Source organism: Aestuariivivens insulae (assembly GCF_022662195.1).
GTDB lineage: Bacteria > Bacteroidota > Bacteroidia > Flavobacteriales > Flavobacteriaceae > Aestuariivivens > Aestuariivivens insulae.
Map to the genome: position 1 here is coordinate 266,710 of NZ_JAKMCS010000001.1, position 23,168 is coordinate 289,877.

General features: G+C 37.7%; 19 protein-coding genes. 15 read left to right on the top strand and 4 right to left on the bottom strand.

What is annotated here, in order from left to right; translation table 11 throughout:
* Window positions 1-2: 2 nt before the first annotated feature.
* The gene (locus tag MR062_RS00950; RefSeq protein ID WP_242202181.1) at window positions 3-1,880 is read right to left on the bottom strand and encodes a sodium:solute symporter family protein; all 1,878 of its coding nucleotides are present in this window, start codon (window positions 1,878-1,880) and stop codon (window positions 3-5) included.
* Between the two features lie 52 nt (window positions 1,881-1,932).
* Window positions 1,933-4,179, bottom strand: a complete 2,247-nt coding sequence (locus MR062_RS00955) for a GH92 family glycosyl hydrolase (RefSeq protein ID WP_242202182.1) — start codon at window positions 4,177-4,179, stop codon at window positions 1,933-1,935.
* Between the two features lie 402 nt (window positions 4,180-4,581).
* Here MR062_RS00955 and MR062_RS00960 point away from each other — a divergent pair, with 402 nt between their 5' ends.
* On the top strand, window positions 4,582-6,954 hold the full coding sequence (locus tag MR062_RS00960; RefSeq protein ID WP_242202183.1) for a GAF domain-containing protein: 2,373 nt from the start codon (window positions 4,582-4,584) through the stop codon (window positions 6,952-6,954).
* 6 nt (window positions 6,955-6,960) lie between these two features.
* Here the strand turns inward: MR062_RS00960 and MR062_RS00965 are convergent, their stop codons facing one another.
* On the bottom strand, window positions 6,961-8,157 hold the full coding sequence (locus MR062_RS00965; RefSeq protein WP_242202184.1) for a Pycsar system effector family protein: 1,197 nt from the start codon (window positions 8,155-8,157) through the stop codon (window positions 6,961-6,963).
* A 278-nt stretch (window positions 8,158-8,435) separates the two neighbouring features.
* On the opposite strand from MR062_RS00965, the gene msrB reads away from it, so the two are divergent.
* From msrB to MR062_RS00985, 4 genes are all read left to right on the top strand, one after another.
* On the top strand, window positions 8,436-8,888 hold the full coding sequence (gene msrB, locus MR062_RS00970; RefSeq protein ID WP_242202185.1) for a peptide-methionine (R)-S-oxide reductase MsrB: 453 nt from the start codon (window positions 8,436-8,438) through the stop codon (window positions 8,886-8,888).
* Between the two features lie 339 nt (window positions 8,889-9,227).
* On the top strand, window positions 9,228-9,773 hold the full coding sequence (gene msrA, locus MR062_RS00975) for a peptide-methionine (S)-S-oxide reductase MsrA (protein ID WP_242202186.1): 546 nt from the start codon (window positions 9,228-9,230) through the stop codon (window positions 9,771-9,773).
* 15 nt (window positions 9,774-9,788) lie between these two features.
* A complete protein-coding gene (locus MR062_RS00980) occupies window positions 9,789-10,286 on the top strand; it encodes a peptide-methionine (S)-S-oxide reductase (RefSeq protein WP_242202187.1) in 498 nt (165 codons plus the stop codon).
* 130 nt (window positions 10,287-10,416) lie between these two features.
* Window positions 10,417-14,232, top strand: a complete 3,816-nt coding sequence (locus MR062_RS00985) for a metallophosphoesterase (protein ID WP_317235738.1) — start codon at window positions 10,417-10,419, stop codon at window positions 14,230-14,232.
* A 242-nt stretch (window positions 14,233-14,474) separates the two neighbouring features.
* Here MR062_RS00985 and MR062_RS00990 read toward each other — a convergent pair whose 3' ends face one another.
* Window positions 14,475-15,284, bottom strand: coding sequence for an SdiA-regulated domain-containing protein (locus tag MR062_RS00990; protein WP_242202188.1), 810 nt, complete (start codon window positions 15,282-15,284; stop codon window positions 14,475-14,477).
* A gap of 299 nt (window positions 15,285-15,583) precedes the next feature.
* Between MR062_RS00990 and MR062_RS00995 the strand changes: the two genes are divergently transcribed.
* The 10 genes from MR062_RS00995 to MR062_RS01040 all read left to right on the top strand — a co-directional run bounded on the left by MR062_RS00995 (window position 15,584) and on the right by MR062_RS01040 (window position 23,085).
* Window positions 15,584-16,447, top strand: coding sequence for an acyl-CoA thioesterase (locus tag MR062_RS00995; protein ID WP_242202189.1), 864 nt, complete (start codon window positions 15,584-15,586; stop codon window positions 16,445-16,447).
* 1 nt (window position 16,448) lies between these two features.
* Window positions 16,449-17,138 carry a glycerophosphodiester phosphodiesterase gene (locus tag MR062_RS01000; protein ID WP_242202190.1) on the top strand — a complete coding sequence of 230 codons (690 nt, stop codon included), beginning with the start codon at window positions 16,449-16,451 and terminating at the stop codon, window positions 17,136-17,138.
* Entirely contained in the window at window positions 17,135-18,346 is a 1,212-nt protein-coding gene (locus tag MR062_RS01005; RefSeq protein WP_242202191.1) for a BaiN/RdsA family NAD(P)/FAD-dependent oxidoreductase, read from the top strand. The genes MR062_RS01000 and MR062_RS01005 overlap by 4 nt, the downstream gene beginning before the upstream one ends.
* A gap of 140 nt (window positions 18,347-18,486) precedes the next feature.
* Window positions 18,487-18,732: a hypothetical protein gene (locus MR062_RS01010; RefSeq protein ID WP_242202192.1), complete on the top strand. Its 246-nt coding sequence runs from the start codon at window positions 18,487-18,489 to the stop codon at window positions 18,730-18,732.
* A complete protein-coding gene (locus MR062_RS01015; protein WP_242202193.1) occupies window positions 18,722-18,994 on the top strand; it encodes a hypothetical protein in 273 nt (90 codons plus the stop codon). The genes MR062_RS01010 and MR062_RS01015 overlap by 11 nt, the downstream gene beginning before the upstream one ends.
* Entirely contained in the window at window positions 18,994-19,542 is a 549-nt protein-coding gene (locus MR062_RS01020; RefSeq protein ID WP_242202194.1) for a DUF1697 domain-containing protein, read from the top strand. Before MR062_RS01015 ends, MR062_RS01020 begins: the two co-directional genes overlap by 1 nt.
* An 82-nt stretch (window positions 19,543-19,624) precedes the next feature.
* The gene (gene mvaD, locus MR062_RS01025; protein ID WP_242202195.1) at window positions 19,625-20,716 is read left to right on the top strand and encodes a diphosphomevalonate decarboxylase; all 1,092 of its coding nucleotides are present in this window, start codon (window positions 19,625-19,627) and stop codon (window positions 20,714-20,716) included.
* A 146-nt stretch (window positions 20,717-20,862) separates the two neighbouring features.
* Window positions 20,863-21,114 carry a four helix bundle protein gene (locus MR062_RS01030; protein ID WP_317235739.1) on the top strand — a complete coding sequence of 84 codons (252 nt, stop codon included), beginning with the start codon at window positions 20,863-20,865 and terminating at the stop codon, window positions 21,112-21,114.
* A 37-nt stretch (window positions 21,115-21,151) separates the two neighbouring features.
* Window positions 21,152-22,081: a mevalonate kinase family protein gene (locus MR062_RS01035; protein ID WP_242202196.1), complete on the top strand. Its 930-nt coding sequence runs from the start codon at window positions 21,152-21,154 to the stop codon at window positions 22,079-22,081.
* 101 nt (window positions 22,082-22,182) lie between these two features.
* On the top strand, window positions 22,183-23,085 hold the full coding sequence (locus tag MR062_RS01040) for a geranylgeranylglycerol-phosphate geranylgeranyltransferase (protein WP_242202197.1): 903 nt from the start codon (window positions 22,183-22,185) through the stop codon (window positions 23,083-23,085).
* The last annotated feature ends 83 nt before the right edge of the window (window positions 23,086-23,168 follow it).

Here is a 23,168-nt window from a genome sequence, read left to right on the forward strand (position 1 = left end):
TGTTAATTTTTATACTGTTTTACTTTGTCTAACCAGGTGAACTTTAAAATTAAGGAAGTTATGGCAAATACCAAAAGTGCCCATAAGGCTTTTGGGTAGTCCCTTACCATAAAATATATTGGCAATAGTATCATACTGGACTGCCATACTATACCAATTATACAATTAAGCATATCGCTTATAAAGTCGTTATTCTTGCTTATTGAGCTATCTTCGTTTTTAAGTGCTTTATATACTGGGTTCCACCATCCCCAAGGCCTTACATTGGCATAAAAGCTTTTTAAAGTATCCATGTTGGTCGCAGGGGTTAACCAGGTTCCCAAAAATGAGCCTAAAAGAGACACGAAAAAGATGATAGGGAATATGTAAATGGCAGGGATTTGTGCTAAATCGTATAGCCAAGAACCTACCTCGAAATGAGCCTTGTTTTGATCTAATAAAAATTGAAGCGTGGCAATGATCAAGCCGCCAAGCATACCCCAAAAATAGCCCCAGCCATTAAAACGCCACCAAATCCATTTTAAAAAGTTGGCTGCCACATAACCGCCGTATAACGCACTGGTAATCCATAAGGTCAAGGAATTGATGGATTCTGCAAAAAATCCCATGATAACACCAACAATTACAATGGCAAAGGAAGCTAAATGACTTGCCTTTACATAGTGTTTTGGTGATGCTTCTGGCTTAAAATATTTTTTATAAATGTCATTAACAATATAGGCCGGTCCTGAATTAACAAAAGCTGAAAAAGTACTCATGAATGCAGCTAGCAACCCTGCTAACAATAACCCTTTAATACCTACCGGAACATGGAAATTAATGACTTTAGGAAGAATGATTTCCAAATCGTTCGAACTTATACTTTCCAAAGCACTCATTTCTGGTGTTAAAAACACCAAGCCTATCACTACAATACCACCTATTAACAAATAACGCGGAATGAACAGAATAAGGTTGGTAAAACCACTCATATATGCCGCTTCCTTTACCGAGCGTGTTGATAATATACGCTGCATATCGTAGCTAGGTGTAGGCCCTGCTATACTGGCAAAAAAACCTTTAAATAACGACATGCCGATAAATGCCCCAAACATTTTATAGCCTTGGGAGTCTATTAGGTCGTTAAAGGCTTGTAATTTGCCACTCCAAAAGCCTTCCAGTTCGCTGCCAAATAAAATAGAATTCCATTCTGCTGGGATAATGGCTTCAATTTGCGCATCGCTAATGGTTACAAAAGCATAAATGGTAACCAATATACCAGCTAAAACCATGATGCCGTATTGTAGCACTTCGGTGGCAACTACCGAAAACATCCCTCCCTTTATAGTGTAGATGGTGGTTAGGAATATAATAATGAGAGCATAGCTTTGTTCTGAGGTTAGCCAGATACTATCTCCCATTGCCAGTGTGAGGTCCCACGGTAAGATAATGGTCATGAATTTACCAACACCTTCAAAAAAGTAAGCAATAAATCCTATGGATGCCATGATGGCAAAAATAGCTACAATAAGATGTGAAGCCCTGCCAGATTTGTCGTCGCCAAAGCGAGTTAGGATCCATTCGGAACCCGTCATGATATTAGATCGGCGAATCCAGGCGGCTAAGAAAACCATAATGAAGATTTGGTTCCAAATGGGCCAAATCCACATAAACATAAAACTTTTGGCACCATAAAGAAAAAGGATGCCTACCATCCATGCTGTTCCCGAAACATCAAACATGCCAGAACCATTACTTAAGCCCAAATAATACCATTTTATGCTGTTTCCTCCTAGAAAGTAGGAGTCTAAGCCCTTAGAAGCTTTTTTTGAAATCCAAATCCCTACACCCAAAGTAAGGATAATATAAATGGCTATTATGGTAACGTCTATAATGTTCATGCTTGGTAGGTTCGTTTAATCTTTATCAATCTTTTTTCAATCTCCCTTCAATCTATAACCCCCAATTTTCATTAGGCTGTTCTCCCATAACAAAATGCAATGTTCCGCCTTCAATAATTTGTTTGTGTGAAATGAAAGTTTGGTTAAAAGGGGCTCCGTTTAAAGTTGCCGATTGGATGTATTTATTTTTATTTGAAACATTTTCGGCTTCAACAGTAAAGGTTTTACCATTAGTGATATTAATACTGGCTTTTTCAAAAATAGGGCTTCCAATTTCGTAAGTAGTCGAAGCTGGATTCATAGGGTAAAGTCCAATGGAACTTAAAACATACCACGCACTCATTTGTCCGCAATCCTCATTACCACTTAATCCATTAGGTGTTGTATTGTATTGGGTATCCATAATATGTCTGGTCCAATATTGTGTACGCCAAGGTTTGTTGGCCTTATTGAACATATAGGCAATATGATGGCTAGGTTCGTTGCCGTGAGCGTATTGCCCAATAAGCCCGGAAATATCTGCAGAAATGTTGTCGCCAGTTATTTCTGAACTTTCGGTAAAGAGTTGTTCCAATCGGTTTGTAAATATCTCGTTGCCACCGTGCAATTGGGCTAGATCTTTAACGGCATGAGGTGCAAACCAACTGTGTTGCCAAGCGTTGCCTTCAGTGTAATCGGTATGTTCACGATGGTTAGAATGTTTAGGATCGAAAGGTTCATGCCATGATTTACCATCAACAGATTTGCCTCTCATAAAACCAGTCTCGCTGTCCAATAAGTGTTGGTAGGCTTTGGAGCGATTCAAAAAGAATTCATAATCCTCATTTTTACCTAAGGCCTTTGCCATTTGGGCAACACACCAATCGTCGTAAGCAAATTCTAAGGTAATGGTAACCGACTCATCTAATAGTGTATAAGGAATGTATCCGTATTTTTTGTAGTGTTTCAAACCACGTTCGTCTTGCATCATAGTGGTTTTCATGGCTTCGTAGGCTTTTTCAGCATCGAAACCGGTGATGCCTTTAAGATAAGCTTCAGCTATTACTGGAATGGAGTGGTAGCCTGTCATGGTATTGGTCTCATTGGCATAGAGTGTCCAAACGGGAAGGATATTTCTGGTTTCATAATAAGCCAACATGGAGTTGATAATATCTGAAACCTTATTTGGAGCGGTTAAGGTTAGTAATGGGTGCTCTGCTCTAAAGGTGTCCCATAAGGATAATGTTGAGTAAGCGGTATAGCCATTGGCTGTAACAATACTATCGTTTTCTTTTCTAAACTGTCCGTTTTTGTCACTAAAGGTTACTGGAGCGACTTGGGCATGGTACAAGGCAGTGTAAAATATGGTCTTTAGTGAATCTACAGGCGTTTCAACCGTGATTTTTGATAAGGCAGCTTCCCAATCGGCCTCAGCCTGGTCTTTAACTGTGTTAAACTCAAAGCCATCGTCGTCCATATTATCTTTGGCATTGGCAATGCTCACCGAAGACAAAGACACTTTAGCCAGTAATTCGTTATTGTCCTGGCTGTTAAAGAATAACTGGGCCGATGTTTTTTCTCCTTCTGAAGTATTATGTTCAGTTGTTTCATTTGCACTAAAAATATGATGCTTACTTATGGGTTTTGAGAACTTAGCCACAAAAAATACTTTTTGATTTCTAGCCCAGCCTTTACTAAAGCGGTAACCACTTATAGTGTATTCATCTTCAATGGTAATCCCCGTTTGAAGCGCCTTATCCCAATTAATGGCAAAGCCTAAATCGATGACTACAGATTGCGTGTCGTTGGGCTTGAACGTATATTTGTGGTAAGCCGTGCGTTTGTTGGTCGTTAGTTCCGCATTGACATTATGGTCTTGTAAAAAGACTTGATAATATCCAGGAGAAGCTGTTTCGTTGTCATGACTGTACTTTGATTTATAAGGTAACGAATCTCTAGAAGTAGTTGTTGTGGATAAATTGACTTCTTTGTTTATGGGCATGAATAGTATGTCGGCTAAATCACCTATGCCTGTGCCACTCAAAGCTAAATGGCTAAAGCCAACAGCAATGGAGTCTGAATAATGATAGCCAGAACACCAATCCCATTCACTAATGCCGTTAATAGGAGTAACTTGTAGCATGCCAAAAGGAACCGTCGCTCCAGGGTAAGTATGTCCATGCCCACCTGTGCCTATAAATGGGTCGACATAAGTAATGTTGCTCTTTTTTGTTATTGCTTCTTCCGAAGATTCTTGTGCTTTTTTGCATGAAATCAATGCTAAAAAAGCTAATGCTGTTATAAAGTACTTTTTAATCATGATACTAATATCTTTATTTTAACTTTTACAGGTAACTATTTTAGACTAATAACGGCATATCAAAGGCAAACAACGAGATTATTAACCCATAGGTGTTTTTGGTGTTTTATAATTGCCTATGTATAGCAATGCTACGTATTTGAGCCAACTGGTAAACTTATTTTTATATCCTTAAACTTACTAATAAAATTAAAACCCATGCAGGTACTATTTTTGCTCTCTATTGCTTAAATAATAGGTATGTATGTGAACAATGTATTGAAAACCAACGGCCCCTAAAAAACGCCTGCCCAATTAATGGAATTTTTCTTTCTGTTCTTGTAACTTTTCAGGTGTTAGTTAGTCTATCTATAAACGACAAAACCAAAATCAGTACCTTTGTTATATAAAAGCATCAACATAATGGATATTAACGATAATATCGAATCCCCATTAAGATTAAAAATAAGCTTTAATAAGCTTCTAAAGCAATATGAAGCTTTGTCTCAAGATGAAGATGGATTGGTTGCGACCAAAGCTCAGGAGATTTTAAAAATAGCTAATGCTTTTCCAGAATTACGCGAAGGGTTTAGCGATGTTACTTTGCTTAAAACCAGGGAAAAGGAAATTCAAACTATACTTAGGGACACATTTAGTCCTATTTTAACAAAAAATGAAATTAAAACGGCTTCAGTACCATTTCATGATTTGGTTTTTAATGCGTCTGAGCGATTTAAGGATATCATTAAAACTGCGGGTGATGATTTTAAATTGCATATAAAAAATATGCCTCAAGACGATATTTATATTATCGCTTGTACAATCATTCTAAAATTTTGTTATGGTTATGACTTAAATTTTAAAAGACCGTTTTATTATGAAATACCAGATGCTAAAGGCGTAACACGGTTCTATAAAATAATGTATAATGCCGATTTCTGTGAGATCGTGCCCACAGAAACCGCTCCGGAGATTACGCGCAAAGATTTTGAGGAGTTACTCGATAATTTTGAAGATATCGACCTGTGGAGATCAAAATTCCCGCCTAACAGTTATGTGTTTAAAGGCTTCGTGATTTCGAATATGTTCGATGTTACAGACGATCAGTCCATTTCCAATATTAAGTCAAATCTCATTGAGAAAGGAAAGCATCGGGATGATGATTATGATGAAGGGTTTCAACAAATCTTTAATTCCTTGTTTGGCGTCAATAACCTAAGGGTCGGATTTTCGGCTTACAATGCAGAGAAAGAAACTTTTGAGCATGTATATGGTGCTGGAATAACCAGTTTTTTGTTGCATGGCCTTGAGGATGCTAGGTGTTGTGATACCTTATGTGATTGGTCCTATAATAGGTTAATGAAGGAGAATAAGTATTTTTCCATTTCTAATGTAGATAAGATGTTGGCCATTGCGGGTCAACAGGCGCCCCATCTTAAAATTTTGCACGACCAGGGCATTCAAAGTGTTATTTTTGCACCCATAGCTAATGAGAATGGTCTAATGGGTGTTATGGAAATTGTTTCTGATACACCTGAAGTGCTTAATAGTGTTAATGCCAATAAGTTGGTCGATGTTATGCCCTTTATTGTATCGGCGGTAGAGCGCTCCAAAAAAGAGGAAGAAAATTTAATTGAAGCCGTTATCCAGCAGGAATGTACATCCATTCACCCAAGTGTGTACTGGCGATTCGAAAAGGAAGCAAAGAATTTTATTAATTCCGAATATAAAGGAGAACCTGCTTCATTTAGTAAGATAGCTTTTGAAGATGTGTATCCGTTGTATGGTCAGATTGATATTAAGGGGTCTTCAGAAGCCAGAAATCTCGCTACAAAAAAAGATTTAACACTACAGTTAAATGCGGTTAAGTCCATTTTGGAACAGGCCATGCGTCTGGAAGATTTACCCATTTACGAGCAATTTATTTTTCAGATAAACACTTATCTGGAAGGTCTTGATAAACATTTTCAAGTAGATAGTGAACAGCAAATATCTGAGTTTTTTAGGCAGGATATAGAATCGGTGCTCAAGCACCTGTATGTAAAAGCGGAATTAAAATTGGCCATAGATGCGTATTTTGAAAGTATTGACACCAAGATTAATTTAGTATATAAACACCGAAAAGATTACGACGATAGCATCGCGCTAATCAATAAGGAAATGGCGTCCCTTTTAGATAAAAAGCAGATAAAGGCCCAAGCTATGTATCCGCATTATTTTGAGCGTTTTAAAACCGATGGGGTAGAACACAATATGTATATTGGGGAATCCATAACGCAGGAGGATAGTTTTAATCCTGTTTATCTCTATAACTTAAGGCTATGGCAATTACAGGTTATGTGTGAAATGGAAAATGCTTACTATCAAATGCAGGATAATTTTCCCGTACCACTAGATGTGGCGTCCATGATCCTGGTCTTTAATCAGCCCTTATCCATTAGTTTTAGAATGGACGAAAAGCAATTTGATGTAGATGGGACTTACAATGCACGGTATGAGATCGTGAAAAAGAGAGTAGATAAGGCCTATATAAAAGGGACCAAAAAACGTATTACCGAAAAAGGAAAAATAACCATTGTGTATTCCCAAAAGCAAGACGAACGGGAGTATTTGAGGTATATAAAATTCTTGCAATCGAAACATTATGTAGATACAGATGTTGAGATAGTGGAATTAGAAGACCTACAGGCTGTAACTGGCCTTAAAGCCATACGGGTAAGTGTTCTGTATCATAAGAATGAAGAAGACAAAGCGTTTTACACCTACAACGACCTGATGAAGGAACTTAAGTCTTAAGTTGTATTAACGCCCCGAAAATTGAAAGGCAATGGTAAACGCCAAGACACTTACAATAATGCCAATCATGAACACGGTATAGGTAATACGCAGAATACGATATTTTCGGTTTAAAACCAATCCAAGAAAGTATAGGTCTTTTTTCATGGAGGAGTAAAGGTAATCGCGATCTTGCATCATTTCTCCCATGGCCCATTCAAAATCGTTAAGTTGCATTTTGTGAAAATTTCCAAAGAATAACAAGTTAACCTTTTTATTGGCAACGTCCTCTTTGGTGAATTTTCCACTGGTTACATTGGGACGTGTAGCCAATACCGATAAGATCATGGAGGTTACGGTAAACAGAACAAAAATAGCTGTTGGATAGATTAGGTGAATATTGGAAGGGTTATCCAACTTAGGTATTAAATTGGCAAGCACTAAAGACACGATAATGGCATTAACCGATAGTAAGATGTTGGCTTTGGTGTCTGCAATGTTACTTAACGTAATGTGGTTTTTTAAGGTGACTCTAAACATGGTTTCTATACCGCGTTCTGGTAGCTCCTTCTTATCTTTTTTTAAGGCTAATGTTTCTTTTTTATGCTTAAGTTTTACACGGTTATCCTTTAGCTTTTTTTGTGCTTTTAGCAATTGCGATAGGTTTCTGCCTTTACCTTTGTCCCAATTGGCCGAAGCTGCATCAGAATAAAACCGATGGTGTATGGATAGGAAATCAATATTTTCTTTAAGCCATGCTTCCTCAGTTAAGGTTTTGTCACAAGTTAGCTCCCATTCCTTGCGTAGTAATTCCGAAACCATGGCGTAGTTTTTACTTCCTATATGGGCGCAATCGGCATCGCGAATAATTTTTTCAAGAAGATGCTTTGGCTCATAATCTTTACGGGTGGCTAAAATTAAGCGCTTAATGATCTCTATATCGTCTTCTGTGCAATCGTGCTCTTTTAAAAAAGAAACCGCTATTTTGGCACTTTCTTCTTCATGCTTTTCAAAGCCCTTAATATATCCCGTATCGTGAAACCAAGTTGCAATTAAAAGTAGGGCTTTGTCACGATCATTAAGGTTAGATAAATCGGCAAGCATCTTAGCCTTTTCAACAACACGCTGTGTGTGGGCAAGGTTATGGTATACATATGTATTATCGAGTTCTTCGTTTAAGAGTCGGGTGGTGAATTTTTCGGCTTCAGGAATAAGATGATCCATAACAACACAGCTATTTTTTGGTAAACTATTTTAGGATTAAAAACAAGGCATTTACAAAAGACATATTTTGATTTCGTAATAAACCTTGAAGTATTTAAATCTCGATTATCAAGTAAAAATACTAAACTTTAATTAATGTAAGTTCATTAGTAAGACAGTACTTTAAATTGTTTCTTTGGTTTTATGACAAATAACACCATGTAAGGCAGTCTGTGCCATTTCGACTATCTTTGTCTTAAAAAAGTGGTGTTACTAACAAAAAGAAAGGAATTAAAAGTATGTTAACCTGGAAAGATGTTATCAATTTTTCTGTAAACGGAAACCCCAAACCAGACAGGCGCATCGTAAAAAGTGAAGCCGAGTGGGAAGCGCAGCTTACGCCCGAACAATATAGGATTACAAGACTAAAAGGCACCGAACGCGCACATAGTGGGGCGCTTTGTGCCACCTATGATGAGGGGAAATACAATTGTGTGTGCTGCAACAGTCAGTTGTTCGACTCTACCATCAAATTTAGTTCAGGAACCGGTTGGCCCAGTTTCACACAGCCCATTAAAGAAAACGCCATAAAGTACGAGAAAGACACCTCTTATGGAATGGTGCGGGTTGAGGTGCTATGTAATGTTTGCGATGCCCATTTGGGACATGTATTCCCCGACGGGCCCGAACCAAGTGGGTTGCGATATTGTGTTAATTCTGAATCTATACAATTAGAAAGAGAGGAGAAATAATTAAGGTTTGGAATGACGTGTTTTTGATATGCTTTGGAAGTTGGAAGCTGGAAGTTGGTGACTTGATGTTGGAAGCTTGAAGACGGAAGTTGGAAGCTTGAAGCTTGAAGCTGGAAGTTAGAAGCTGGAAGCTCGAAGTTAGAGGTTAGAGGTTTGGGATGAAAAGTTAAAAGGCATAATCATGTGCTGTGTTCATTCAGAAGGAGGTGGTAGCCGACTGAAGAATCTGTTTCCTTAAGAAGATCTATTGCTTGCCGTATACGCTTTGAATGATAATGAGTGTTGGGAGTTTAAAGATTTAAGTTGGAAACAGTTGCTTAAAACAATAAGAAATAATCAATGGTAAATAAAAATTTAGAATTAGCTACAGTAGGCGGTGGGTGCTTTTGGTGTACCGAAGCCGTATTTCGGGAAGTTAAGGGCGTTGAAAAAGTGGTTTCGGGGTATTCTGGAGGTAGCGTGCCAGGACATCCAACTTATAGAGAGGTCTGCTCGGGGTTGACCGGACATGCCGAAGTGGTACAGATAACCTTTAACCCTAAGGTAATCTCTTATAAAGCCATATTATCCATTTTCATGACAACACACGATCCTACTACACTAAATCGTCAGGGAGCCGATCGAGGTACGCAATACCGGTCGGTGATTTTTTATCACGATGAAGAACAGAAGCAGGTTGCCGAAAGCGTTGTGAAAGATATGGCAACCTATTATGATGACCCTATCGTGACAGAGGTTGCTCCTTTAGATGTGTTTTACGAAGCCGAAGATTATCATCAGGACTATTATGAAAACAACCAAACGCAAAGCTATTGTAGTTTTGTAATTACGCCCAAGCTTGCCAAGTTCAGGCAAAAGCATGCCGATAAATTAAAAGGATACTAACAAAAGGGATCGACAATGAGGGAGAAAGTGGCATTAGGTGGCGGTTGTCACTGGTGTACCGAAGCCGTTTTTAAATCTTTAAAAGGCGTTGTAAACGTAAAGCAAGGTTATGTGTCATCTGTAGAAGACGATGCTTATTCCGAAGCTGTTATCGTGTATTTCGATCCTGGTAAGATTACTTTGGATATCCTTATTGAAATTCATTTATACACCCATAAAAGTGCAAGTAACCATACCATGCGAACTAAATACCGATCGGCTGTGTATGCATTCTCTAAAGATCAGGCAGACGCATCAAAAGCGATTATAAATAGGTTGCAATCTCATTTTGAAAAGCCTTTGGTTACAAAAGTATATGGATTTAAAAACTTTCAGTCTTCGCGTGAATCCCTTTTGGATTATTATTATAAGAATCCTTCCAAACCGTTTTGTAAAATGTATATCCATCCAAAATTAAAGCTATTACAGGATCAGTTTTCCAAATACATCGCAAAAGAAGTGGTTTCTAAATAATGATTTCAAGATGAAGCCGAATAAAGTAGCGTGTGAATAATAGATATGCTTCTATATTGTATTTTATTTAGCCATTATTCCTGTTAATGCAAATAAACATTATCTTTATGTTAGCTAATTAACCAACTAAATGAAACATCCAAGATTAATCTTTAATCTTACAGCAGAATTATTATTTAGCATGTTACGTACCTGTGCTGAGCCGAGTCGAAGTATGTCCATTGGAATGCAAAAAAACAAACGTATGAAGGCTTTTCGGTATAAAGTGGTATTGCTAGTAGTTATGCTTTTGCAGGCATGCGCTACCTATAAGCCGCAATATAAAACCAATGCTGAGGTCTCTGGAAGTATTTCGGAAAAAGAGATTGTGCATTCTTTTTATTTGATAGGCGATGCTGGAAATTCTCCATTAGGAACCGAGTCGGAGGCACTTAAAGTTTTTAAGGAAGCTTTAAAGCAAGCGCCAAAGCACAGTACCGCTATTTTTTTGGGAGATAATGTCTATCCTAAAGGAGTGCCTAAAAAGGATGACGAATCACGAGCGTTTGCAGAACATCAGCTTGATGCGCAAACCAACGCCGTTAAAGATTTTAAGGGAGAAACCATTTTTATTCCGGGGAATCACGATTGGTATAGCAATGGTCTTAAAGGCTTAAAAAGACAGGAGCGTTATGTAGAGGATAAACTTGGTAAGAATACCTTTTTACCTGAGGATGGTTGCCCGATGGAAAAGGTGAATATTTCAGAAACCTGTGTCTTATTAATAGTAGATTCTGAATGGTACTTAACAGATTGGGACAAGCACCCTACCATGAACGATGATTGTGAGATTAAGACCCGAACCAAGTTTTTTGATGAGTTTGAAAGCGAAATAAAAAAAGCAAGGGGCAAGACCGTCATTGTGGCCATTCACCACCCCATGTTTACCAATGGGTCCCATGGCGGACAGTTTACCTTTGGTAGCCATATGTCGCCACTACCCGTATTGGGAACCCTAAAAAATGTGATCAGGAAAACAGGTGGAGTAACCACGGTGGACATTCAAAATAAATTGTATAATGAATTCAGAAAACGCATTATTACATTATCTCAGGAAAACGACAAGACTATTTTTGTTTCCGGTCACGACCACAATTTACAATATCTCGTTCAGGATAACCTACCGCAAATTATAAGTGGATCCGGTTCTAAAACCATGGGAACCCGTTTGGCCCACGGTGGCTATTTTTCATATGGAGCACCAGGCTATGCCCGATTGGACCTATTGTTGGACGGCTCGTCCTATGTGCGCTTTTTTACCACAGAATCTAATGTGTCCGTTTTTGAAATAGAGGTTATTCCAGCAGATAAAACAGAAAAACCAGTAGCCTATAAAAGTACATTTCCAACAGAGCAATCCGCGTCGGTTTATAACAAAGAAGAAACCACGAAAGGGAAACTCTTTACCATGTTTTGGGGAGAGCGCTATCGGGAAGAGTACAGTAGGCAGGTTTTGGCGCCAACAGTAGATATAGATACCTTGTTTGGAGGTTTGACCCCTGTTAGAAAAGGAGGAGGACATCAGTCCAAATCGTTGCGGTTACAAGACAAGCAGGGTAGGGAATATGTGATGCGAGCCTTACGGAAGGATGCCTTGCAATATTTGCAGGCCGTGGCTTTCACAGATCAATACATCGAGGGGCAGTTTAGCGATACCTATACCGAAAGTCTGTTGTTGGATATTTTTGCAGGTGCCCATCCCTATGCACCTTTTACAGTTGGCACTTTGGCCGATGCCGTTGGTGTGTACCATACCAACCCAGTGTTGTACTATGTGCCAAAACAAAAAGGGTTGGGTGTATTTAACAACGAGTTTGGAGATGGTTTGTATATGATTGAAGAGCGGGCAAGTTCAGGGCATGGCGATAAGTCAAGTTTTGGATTTTCCAATACTATAATAAGTACAGACGATCTTTTGAAAAAACTGCACAAAGACGAAGATTTTGTCCTGGATGAAGCGGCCTATATTCGTGCTAGGTTATTCGATATGCTTATTGGTGATTGGGACAGGCATGAAGATCAGTGGCGTTGGGCGGCTTTTAAAGAAAATGGAAAAACCATATACCGTCCTGTTCCACGTGATAGGGACCAGGCTTTTTCTGTTATGGCCGATGGTGCCTTGTTGGGGTTTCTAACCAGAATTGTGCCTGCACTACGTTTAATGCAAAGTTACGATGAAGAGATAAGGAGTGTGAAATGGTTCAATCTGGAACCTTATCCTTTGGATATGGCTTTAATTAACCGGTCGGACCGCCAAGTGTGGAACGATCAGGTAAAACATATTACTACACATTTAACAGATGCGGTTATCGATGAAGCCTTTAGATATTTTCCGAAAGAAGCAAATGCTGAAACGATTCGCCAGATTAAACAAAAATTAAGGGGAAGACGTGCTAATTTGCAACAGATATCAGATAGTTATTATGTACATATTAATAGGTTTGCTGTAATAAAAGGAACCGACAAAGACGATTGGTTCGATATTGAACGTTTAGATAATGGACGCACAAAAGTGACGGCATATCGCATTAAGAAAGGGGAGAAAGCAGATGTATTTCATGAGCGCACCTATACTAATGGCGACACCAAGGAAATATGGATTTATGGATTGGATGATAAGGATGTGTTTAGTGTAACCGGAAATGGCAGTAAGTCTATTAAAGTGCGTATCATAGGTGGGCAAAATAACGATACCTATAGAATAGAGAATGGTAAGGCGGTGAAGGTATACGATTATAAATCGAAAGCCAATACATTTACCACTAAGAAAGGGGCCATAAAATTAACCGATGACTATGAAACCAATGTCTACGATTATAAAAAGCTAAAAAACAGCTCCAATCAATTCGTTCCAACTATAGGAGCCAATCCAGATGATGGCTTGAAAATAGGTGTTTCCAATACATATACCAGTTATGGATTTGAGCGAAATCCGTTTACCTATAAGCACACCCTTTCAGGGGCCTATTATTTTGCAACCAATGGTTTTGAGTTAGGCTATTCCAGTGAGTTTGCTAATATATTTCGAAATGTAAATTTAGGGGTTACATCGGCTTTTACCAGTCCCAATTACGCCATTAATTTTTTTGGTTTTGGAAATAATACACCAAATCCCCAAGCCGATGAGGAGGATGGGTTGGATGTGGGCTTTAATTACAACCGGGTAAAATTACAGACCTTTAGTGTGGCGCCTTATTTGATGTGGCGTGGGCGGTTAGGCGCTAATCTTAAGGTTGGGGTGAGCTATGAAGTTGTTGAGGTTGAAGAAACCGAAGGCCGATTTATAAACCAGTTTATAGGAGATAATGTCGATATTAACAATAGCTTTGTTGGAGCTGAGGTAGCTTACCACTATGAAAATACAGATAACAGAGCATTTACAACTATGGGAATGCAAATAGGACTTACGGCAGGATATAAGTCCAATTTGGATAATGCGAATAATTATACCTATGTCATACCCGAATTAGGATTCACATATAAATTAATGGCTAATGGACAATTGGTATTGGCGACCAAAATGCGGGGGCATGTTAATTTTGGAGATGATTTTGAGTTTTATCAGGCTGCAAATATTGGAGCCAAAAATGGGTTGAGAGGCTATAGAAATGAGCGATTTTCAGGGAAGCGGGCTTTTGTGCAAAGTACCGATTTACGTTTAAATCTTAGAAAACTAAAAACGGGACTACTACCAATGCAGATAGGGATTTATGGCGGTGTAGACTATGGTCGCGTATGGGTAGGAGAGTTGTTTTTACAAGATGCTAACCAGCATTCCAATACATGGAATACTTCCGTAGGAGGAGGGTTTTTTACGAATGCAGCCAATATGATCACGGCAAATATTTCAGCCTTTCATAGCGAGGATGGCCTGCGCCTTTCCTTTGGGTTCGGAATGAGTTTTTAGAAGACAGCAATTTAGTAGGTGGTTTTTAGGGCAAATGGCAAGCCACCGTGCTATCCGCTATAGTTTTTTAAAATTTTGGGATTTTAAAAAAGCTGCCGCTCCTATCACTTTTGCGGGACGTTAGAACTTAGAAATTGGAGGCTAGAAATTAGAAGATAGCTGATAGAGGGTGGATTTTGATTATTAGTTCTTTCAATTCTATTAATCTTAATCAATCTTAACAACAAAATTTAAACAGCTTCTTAGTTAATTTCAAAAGCGTACAGGTTGCCTCCTTCACTATGACTACGTTCGTCTGTAATGTAAACCGTTTGGTCGTCTTTAAAACAAATGCCTTCCTTTTGGGAGTTGTGCTCGAAAGTTATCGGTTCAACAGTGCCTTTAAAAAAATTAGTAGACTTAAATTTAGTGAGTTTCCATAATTTGTCATGGTTTAGTAATACTATGGTTTTGCCATTTGGACTCACTGCGGCCGATGTAATTTTATGGTGTTTTCCTTCTAAATCAAAATCATCTACCAACTTGGCGGTGTGCTCACCAATTGTGTTTGGTACTTTTAAAAGGAGGCTGCTTTTATTTTCCTTGCTAAAAATATAGAATTCATTATTTAACAAAAAGAAAGCTTCAAAATCTTTTGGCTTTAAGTTTTTAGGGAGTTTAAAGCGAATGATTTCAGCATGGGCTTTATTTTCAAGGTTTGCTACATCATTTATTTTATAAATGGTAAAGTGCTTCCTTTTTTTATTGTTGTTTCCAAAGTCGCCAATATACAAGTTGCCTAAATGATCGGCAGTTAAATCTTCCCAGTCTTCATTCTTGGCATTATCAATGGCAATGTCTTTAATAATGTTGCCTTTTAAATCGATCCCGTAAATATTATTTTTGTTTCCAGCGTCTTCAATAGTCCAAAGTAGTTTGGAGCCTTTAACGGCTTGTATGGCAGATGCTTCATCTAAATCATTGCTTAGGTTGGCAACAAAGGTCAGTTTTCCAGTGTCACAGGATAAAAAGAGAAGGAGAAAAAAGGGTAAATATGTGATTTGTAATGGCATATAGCGTGTTGAAAAATTGTGATTAGTTAAGAGTAACCCAGTGTGCATTTTGACAAAATCCTGTCAATTCGAGTGAATTTCACGATTGAAATTTGTATCGAGAACTGGTATTTTGTTTTTAAACTAGTTTTCGATACGTCCCGCCTTTGGCGGTTACTTGAACTGACAAATCATTACTGCTTTGATTCAAAATGCATACCGGGTTAAAGTAATATAAATTTAAAAACTATTTATCTAAAATAGCCCTAACCCATTTTTGAATTTTATAGCTTTATGGTTTAAAATAAAAAAACGGTATTATGACTTCGGTTAACGATCTATTAGATCTTTTAATTTTAGATAAAGCTAATGAAAATGAATTTATTGGTTTGAGCAAACCAATTGGGAGCCCTAATGTATTTGGGGGTCAGGTATTAGCTCAAGCCATTAATGCAGCTTACAGAACCATTACCAACAAAAGGATCTTACATTCTTTGCATGCTTATTTTTTAGAACCTGGAAATTTAGAAGTTCCAATACAATACAGTGTGATGGTTTTAAGGGATGGCGGCAGCTTTTCGGTGCGACGTGTTACGGCCAATCAAGGCAATAAGGTTATTTTTATATTGGCGGCATCGTTTCATAAAAAAGAACAAGGGCATAGTCATCAAATAGAAATAAAGACAGGATTAAAGCAACCTGAAGACTTATTAAGTTGGACAGATATTCTACACCAATATAACGATTTTTTGCCTAAGCATATTAAGGCATTTTTTGAAATTGAACGTCCTGTAGATTTTAAGCCAACAGTTATAGCAAATCCAGTAGAGCGAAAAGATTTGCCACCATGTAATGACGTTTGGTTTAAATTAAAAGGAGATGTCAATCGTTTGGATTTATCAACAAAGCAGCAAATTTTAACCTATATTTCAGATTATAATATACTAGTGTCGGCGTTTAACCCCCATGCTAGTAAGGCGCATTGGGGCAATACCCAAACGGCTAGCTTGGATCATTCCATGTGGTTTTTTAGGGATTTTGATTTTAATGACTGGTTGCTGTTCTCAATGGAATCGCCCAGTACACATGACGCAAGAGGTTTTGCTAGAGGCCATATTTTTACACGAGAAGGCCAATTGGTGGCGTCGGTAGCGCAAGAAGGTTTAATGCGACCAAGAGCATAAAATGAATATAACAGTTTTAAAAATGGGACATCGGGGGGCTAAGGCATATGTGGCCGAAAATACATTAGAATCCATACAAAAGGCTTTGGATTTAGGAGTGGATGGTGTAGAAGTAGACGTGCATGTTTGTGCTTCGGGAGAGTTGGTAGTGTTTCACGACTTTACCTTGGATAGAATGACCAATGGTACCGGGGAGGTGAGTAAGCTGTCGCTTAACGAATTAAAACAATTAAAGGTTGATGGACAGTTTCAAATACCAACCTTAGAAGAAGTTTTGGATTTGGTTGGTAAAAACCATTTGGTTAATATTGAATTAAAAGGAAAACATACGGCATCAAAAACCTGTGATCTTATCCAGTATTATATAAAAACCAAAGGATGGGAGTATAGCAATTTTATTGTGTCCAGCTTTCAGCATCATGAGTTGGAAGATGTTTTTAAAAGAGATAAAAATATACCCTTAGGAGTATTGACCAAGGCGAATGTGGCCGAAGCCATAGAATTTGCCGAAACTATTAATGCTGTGGCCATACATCCTAACTATGCACTCCTAACGCCTGAAAATGTACAACAGGCCAAAGCAAAGGGCTATAAGGTAAATACGTGGACGGTAAATGACGAAGAAACCATCGATCGCATGAAAGCTTATGGAGTGGATGGTATTATTTCAGATAACCCCGATAAGTTATGAATAAAGCCGATGTTGTTATTGTGGGAGGTGGAGCGGCAGGCTTTTTTGCGGCTATAAATATAGCGACCTTCAATCCCAAATTAAGGGTGGTTGTTTTAGAACGAAACAAAGCGGGATTACAAAAAGTGAAAATTTCTGGTGGCGGACGCTGCAATGTAACTCATGCCGAATTTATTCCGCAGGATTTAGTGTTGAATTATCCAAGGGGAGAAAAAGAGTTACTGGGACCCTTCCATCAATTTATGACGGGCGATACCATTGCTTGGTTTGAACAACGGGGCGTGTCCTTAAAAATAGAAGAAGACGGCCGAATGTTTCCAGAAAGTAATTCGTCGCAAACCATTATCGACTGTTTTTTAAACGAAGCCAAGAAACATCAGGTTGAGGTTAAATATGAGCATGTAGTTAAAGGGGTTACAAAGCAAGATGGTGCATGGTGTGTAAATACTTCCAAAGGCGATTTTTTTGCCAATAAAATTCTTGTAGCCACGGGAAGCAGTTTAAAACTGTGGAAACTTTTAGAAGGGATGGGGCATACTATTGTTAAACCTGTACCATCATTGTTTACCTTTAATGTAAAAGACGAACGTATAAAAGATATACCGGGCGTAGTTGCCCAAAATGTTGAGGTAAGCGTGTTGGGTACAAATTTAGAATCACAAGGTCCTTTGCTCATCACTCATGTGGGATTTAGTGCCCCAGCTATTTTAAAGTTATCCGCATTTGGTGCATTGGAATTGGCTAAGTTGGATTATAAATTTCAGATAGAAATTAATTTTATTAGCATGGCCTTTGCTGATTGTTTAGCCGAATTGAAAGGTTTAAAAAAAGACTTGGCTAAGAAAAAAGTAATTAAGTTTACCCAGTTTAAATTGCCTAAGCGCTTGTGGCAACAATTGGTAAAAGCATCCCAAATAGGGGGGCATGAAATTTGGGCAGATGTGAATAAAGCACAATTAGAAAGTTTAGCACAGCAGCTTACCAAGGCGGCTTTTAATGTAGATGGGAAAAGTACCTTTAAAGAAGAATTTGTAACTGCCGGTGGTGTAGACTTAAAAGAAGTGAATTTTAAAACCTTTGAAAGCAAGTTGCATAAGAACCTGTATTTTGCAGGAGAAGTACTAAATATCGATGCCGTTACGGGAGGGTTTAACTTTCAGAATGCATGGACGGGGGCTTATGTTGCAGCCAAGCATATTTCTAAATAACCTGTTGAGACCTGCTAGGTTTTGAAAACCTGGCAGGTCTATAAATATGTAGGATAATGAAATAGTGAGAATAAGTTGCTTTAAAAGACTGTTGTGATATATTATTTTAATATATTTGATATATATAAAGTATATATATTATGGGTAAAACAAAAAAAATAATAGAACTGGACGATAAAGCTATTGAAATTCTAGCGAAACAAGCCAAACTTCAAAAGCGATCCTTAAAAAACTATATAGAGTTTACGTTGGAAGATACAGCCAAGCGATTTAGTGAGCCTTCCGAGGAATATAAAGCCATGATGGACGATATGATTGAACGTGATGAAAAGGGAGAATTAAAGCTTTATTCTTGGGAATCCATAAAAGCCCAATATGGTCGCTAAAAGTATTCAATTTACTGAAGAAGCAAAAATAGAATTCCATAAAGCAAAATGTTTTATGGAGTTTAATGGTAAATCTGAAGAGTTTTGGGTTGATATTGAAAAACAGCTTGATTTTATACTGGTTTATCCTATAGCATTCCAAGTGCGTTACAAAAATGTTAGAATCGTTAATTTAGACAATTTCAATTATTCAATACACTATATAGCTAAGCCTTATGGTATTCTGGTGTACAGATTTCTGAACCAAAAACAAGACTTTTAATGCAAACATACATCGCCTTGCTAAGGGGTATAAACGTTAGCGGACAGAAAAAAGTTCCCATGGCAGAATTACGGGAGTTGCTTTCTGGTTTAGGCTTTCAAAAGGTGCAGACCTATATTCAAAGTGGGAACGTTATATTTCAAGCGTCTGAAACAGATATTCCAACTTTGGAATTAAAAATACATCAAGCCATTAAAAATCATTTTGGATTTGAAGTCCCTATCCTTATTAAGACACCAAAAGAACTGCAGCACATTTTTGATGTCTGTCCGTTTGAAGGGCAAAAAAAGGAAAACAGTTACTTTATGCTGTTGTATGCCCAGCCCAATGCAAGTTTGGTAGAGACTGTTATGGAATTGTCCAATGACAATGAATCGTTTGTTATTACTAACCATTGTGTTTATTTTTTCAGTGCATTAGGCTATGGCAGAACAAAGTTCAGCAACAATTTTTTTGAGCAAAAATTAAAAGTAACAGCTACGGCCAGAAATTATAAAACAATGCTAAAATTAATTGCAATGTCTTTTGAAACAGAAAAAGCGCATTAGATTTTGTTTACTTTTGCAAAAAAATATTAGCACTTGAACAAAACCTGCCTTTAGACAGTCTTTGTTTGCAGTACATTAATTTATGACAGCACAAGATTTTATTCCCAAACCATATTCCAAAACTATAAATAAAGGTAGTGTTACCTGGTCGTCTCCCAGTAATATCGCTTTGGTGAAATATTGGGGTAAAAGGGAGCCACAACTTCCAGAAAATCCATCCATTAGCTTTACGCTTAACAATTGTAAAACCATTACTACGTTAAGTTATTCCAAGAAGGATAATGATGGCGGTTTTTCTTTTGATGTGTTTCTGGATGGCGAACAAAAGGACGCGTTCAAGCCTAAGATTGAAACATTTTTCAAGCGTACAGAAACGTATGTGCCTTTTTTAAAAGACTATCATTTTAAAATAGAGACCCAAAATACCTTTCCTCACAGTTCCGGTATTGCGTCGTCGGCTTCGGGGATGAGTGCCTTGGCTTTATGTTTAATGAGTCTAGAGCGCTCATTGAACGAAAACAAAATGACTGATGCTTTTTTCAATGAAAAAGCCTCCTTTTTAGCACGATTGGGTTCTGGTAGTGCCTGCCGTAGTTTAGAAGGGCCCTTGGTGGTTTGGGGAGCGCATCAAGAGATTGATGGGAGTTCCGATTTATTTGGTGTAAAGTACCCGTTCGAGGTTCATGACAATTTTAGCAATTATCAAGATGTTATTTTGTTGGTCGATAAAGGCCAAAAGCAAGTGAGCAGTACCGTGGGGCATAATTTAATGCATGACCATCCGTTTGCTCAAGAACGGTTTAAGCAGGCGCATCGGAATATGTCTGCTTTAAAAACGGTTTTAAAGCAGGGCGATTTAGAGGCATTTATAAAAATTGTGGAAAGTGAAGCCTTGTCTTTGCATGCCATGATGATGACCAGTATGCCCTATTTTATTTTAATGAAACCCAATACACTGGAAATCATCAATAAAATATGGAGCTACAGAGCAGAGACTAATTCTAAAATATGCTTTACCCTCGATGCAGGAGCCAATGTACATGTGTTGTTTCCTGAAAATGAATCTAGTCAAGTACTTGAATTCATTAACACTGAATTAGTTGCATATTGTGAAAATGGAAACTATCTTTGCGATCAGATAGGCTTTGGAGCCCAATTAATTAATAATGAATAATGTAAAATTAAAAATGATTACATTTAAAAATCAATTTTAATTTATTCATTATGAGACCAAATCTTGTCAAGGATAAAAGTTTTGATTTTGCTGTTGAAATCGTAAACTTTTATAAAAAATTAGCCTACAGTTAAAAAGAGTTTGTGATGTCAAGACAATTGTTAAAGTCTGGTACATCAATAGGGGCGAATGTACGTGAAGCAGAGTTTGCCCAAAGCAAATTGGACTTTACAAATAAAATGTCAATAAGTTTAAAAGAAGCAAACGAAACTGACTATTGGATTGATTTATTGCATGCAACAGAATTTATTGATGATGAGGAGTTTGAGGTGTTTAAGCCAAAATCAACCGAAATGCTGAAATTATTGGTTAGTATAGTAAAATCATCAAAACAATAATTGTTCATTTTTCATTATAAATTGTTAATTATCTAAAATGAAAGGACCGCTTTTTTATTCTAAAATATTACTTTTTGGTGAGTATGGTATCATAAAAGATTCTAAGGGTCTATCCATACCTTACAACTTTTATAACGGCGCATTAAAATCTGAAAAAGACCTTTCTGATGCTGCCAAACAATCGAATGCCAGTTTAAAACGGTTTGCAGCATATTTGGAAACTATCGATGCCAATTTAGTAAGGTTTGATATTTCTGCCTTAAAAGCCGATGTTGAAGCGGGCATGTATTTCGACTCGTCCATTCCGCAAGGTTATGGTGTGGGTAGTAGCGGGGCTTTAGTAGCGGCGATCTATGATAAATATGCTTTTGATAAGATTACGGTCTTGGAAAACTTGACCCGCGAAAAACTGTTGAAATTAAAGGCCATTTTTTCGGCTATGGAATCGTTTTTTCATGGTAAGTCTTCAGGATTGGATCCTTTAAACAGTTATTTGAGCATCCCCATTCTTATCAATTCCAAAGACCATATAGAAGCCACGGGTATTCCTGCACAACAAAGTGAAGGGAAAGGCGCCGTATTTTTATTGGATTCCGGAAGTGTTGGGGAAACAGCACCTATGGTAAGTATCTTTATGGAAAACATGAAGCAGGAAGGGTTCCGTAATATGCTTAAGGACCAATTTATAAAGCATACCGATGCCTGTGTGGAGGATTTCCTAAAAGGTGATATCAAATCGTTGTTCCATAACACGAAGAAGTTGTCTAAAGTGGTCTTAAACCATTTTAAGCCCATGATCCCAGGACAGTTTCATGACCTTTGGAAAAAAGGCCTTGAGACCAACGATTATTACTTGAAGCTTTGTGGTTCTGGTGGTGGTGGCTATATTTTAGGCTTTGCCCAAGATATTGAAAAAGCAAAACAGGCCCTTGCTGGCTATAAGCTGGAGGTTGTTTACAATTTTTAGGTAAAACTCTCGAATTCGAGTAATCGAATCGAGTTTCCGTTGAAATTGTCATTCCCGCGGAGGCGGGAATCTTAATAAAAAGAATTTCCATCATTTTTCAAATGTTATCCAGAAAACAAAAACATATCCTACTTAAGTTTTTCAGTATGTTTTCTGTGGTTAGAGGCTATAATATCCTAATCGTAGTCATAGCCCAATATTTAACGTCTATTTACATTTTAGCACCCGATAAACCCTTAAAAACAGTGGTTTTCGATCTTAATCTGTTGATGCTGGTGCTCGCTTCGGCAGCAACCATTGCAGGCGGTTACATCATTAACAGTTTTTACGATTCGGAAAAAGACTTGATCAATAAACCGATAAAGTCTAAATTGGATCGATTGGTTGGCCAAAACACAAAACTGTCGTTTTATTTTGTGTTGAATTTTCTAGCGGCCATTATGGCCAGTTATGTGTCGTTTCGTGCCGTGGTATTCTTTTCGGTCTATATATTTTGCATTTGGTTTTATTCGCATAAACTGAAAAAGTTGCCTTTTATTGGGAACTTAACCTCAGCGGTATTGACCATAGCCCCCTTCTTTGCTATCTTTATGTATTACAAAAACTTCGAAACCGTCATTTTTGTACATGCCATCTTTTTGTTTTTAATGATTTCCATGCGGGAACTTACCAAAGACTTGGAAAACATTAAAGGCGATCTGGCATTGGGCTACAAAACCATACCGGTCGTTTATGGTGAAAAGGTATCTAAGCTCATGCTTAGCATATTAATTATGTTGGCATTAGTGCCGACTTATTTGCTGTTGTACAAATTCGAGGTAGGGTATATGTACCTGTTTTTTTATTTGAGTTTGTTTATACTCTTTTTGTTTTTGGTCTTACTGTGGAAATCCCAAACCAAAACCCATTATCTCATCCTCCATAACATGCTCAAATTTATTATTGTGGTTGGAGTGTTTAGCATTGTGCTTATTAATGTGGATGTGGTGCTGAATAGGATTTAAGGTTTGGATAAATTGCTTTTAATAAAACTTCCATTTTACAGACTAAACATTGACTTTCCAGTCATTTCAGATGCCGTCCATGC

Bases quoted from the DNA above. Each gene is read 5' to 3' on its own strand.
- MR062_RS01035 (WP_242202196.1), top strand. From the start codon at position 21,152: ATGAAAGGACCGCTTTTTTATTCTAAAATATTACTTTTTGGTGAGTAT.
- MR062_RS00960 (WP_242202183.1), top strand. From the start codon at position 4,582: ATGGATATTAACGATAATATCGAATCCCCATTAAGATTAAAAATAAGC.
- MR062_RS01005 (WP_242202191.1), top strand. From the start codon at position 17,135: ATGAATAAAGCCGATGTTGTTATTGTGGGAGGTGGAGCGGCAGGCTTT.
- MR062_RS01020 (WP_242202194.1), top strand. From the start codon at position 18,994: ATGCAAACATACATCGCCTTGCTAAGGGGTATAAACGTTAGCGGACAG.
- MR062_RS01030 (WP_317235739.1), top strand. From the start codon at position 20,863: ATGTCAAGACAATTGTTAAAGTCTGGTACATCAATAGGGGCGAATGTA.
- MR062_RS00995 (WP_242202189.1), top strand. From the start codon at position 15,584: ATGACTTCGGTTAACGATCTATTAGATCTTTTAATTTTAGATAAAGCT.
- MR062_RS00980 (WP_242202187.1), top strand. From the start codon at position 9,789: ATGAGGGAGAAAGTGGCATTAGGTGGCGGTTGTCACTGGTGTACCGAA.
- MR062_RS00950 (WP_242202181.1), bottom strand. From the start codon at position 1,880: ATGAACATTATAGACGTTACCATAATAGCCATTTATATTATCCTTACT.
- MR062_RS00955 (WP_242202182.1), bottom strand. From the start codon at position 4,179: ATGATTAAAAAGTACTTTATAACAGCATTAGCTTTTTTAGCATTGATT.
- MR062_RS01040 (WP_242202197.1), top strand. From the start codon at position 22,183: ATGTTATCCAGAAAACAAAAACATATCCTACTTAAGTTTTTCAGTATG.
- msrB (WP_242202185.1), top strand. From the start codon at position 8,436: ATGTTAACCTGGAAAGATGTTATCAATTTTTCTGTAAACGGAAACCCC.
- MR062_RS01010 (WP_242202192.1), top strand. From the start codon at position 18,487: ATGGGTAAAACAAAAAAAATAATAGAACTGGACGATAAAGCTATTGAA.
- MR062_RS00990 (WP_242202188.1), bottom strand. From the start codon at position 15,284: ATGCCATTACAAATCACATATTTACCCTTTTTTCTCCTTCTCTTTTTA.
- MR062_RS01000 (WP_242202190.1), top strand. From the start codon at position 16,449: ATGAATATAACAGTTTTAAAAATGGGACATCGGGGGGCTAAGGCATAT.
- MR062_RS00985 (WP_317235738.1), top strand. From the start codon at position 10,417: ATGAAACATCCAAGATTAATCTTTAATCTTACAGCAGAATTATTATTT.
- MR062_RS00965 (WP_242202184.1), bottom strand. From the start codon at position 8,157: ATGGATCATCTTATTCCTGAAGCCGAAAAATTCACCACCCGACTCTTA.
- mvaD (WP_242202195.1), top strand. From the start codon at position 19,625: ATGACAGCACAAGATTTTATTCCCAAACCATATTCCAAAACTATAAAT.
- MR062_RS01015 (WP_242202193.1), top strand. From the start codon at position 18,722: ATGGTCGCTAAAAGTATTCAATTTACTGAAGAAGCAAAAATAGAATTC.
- msrA (WP_242202186.1), top strand. From the start codon at position 9,228: ATGGTAAATAAAAATTTAGAATTAGCTACAGTAGGCGGTGGGTGCTTT.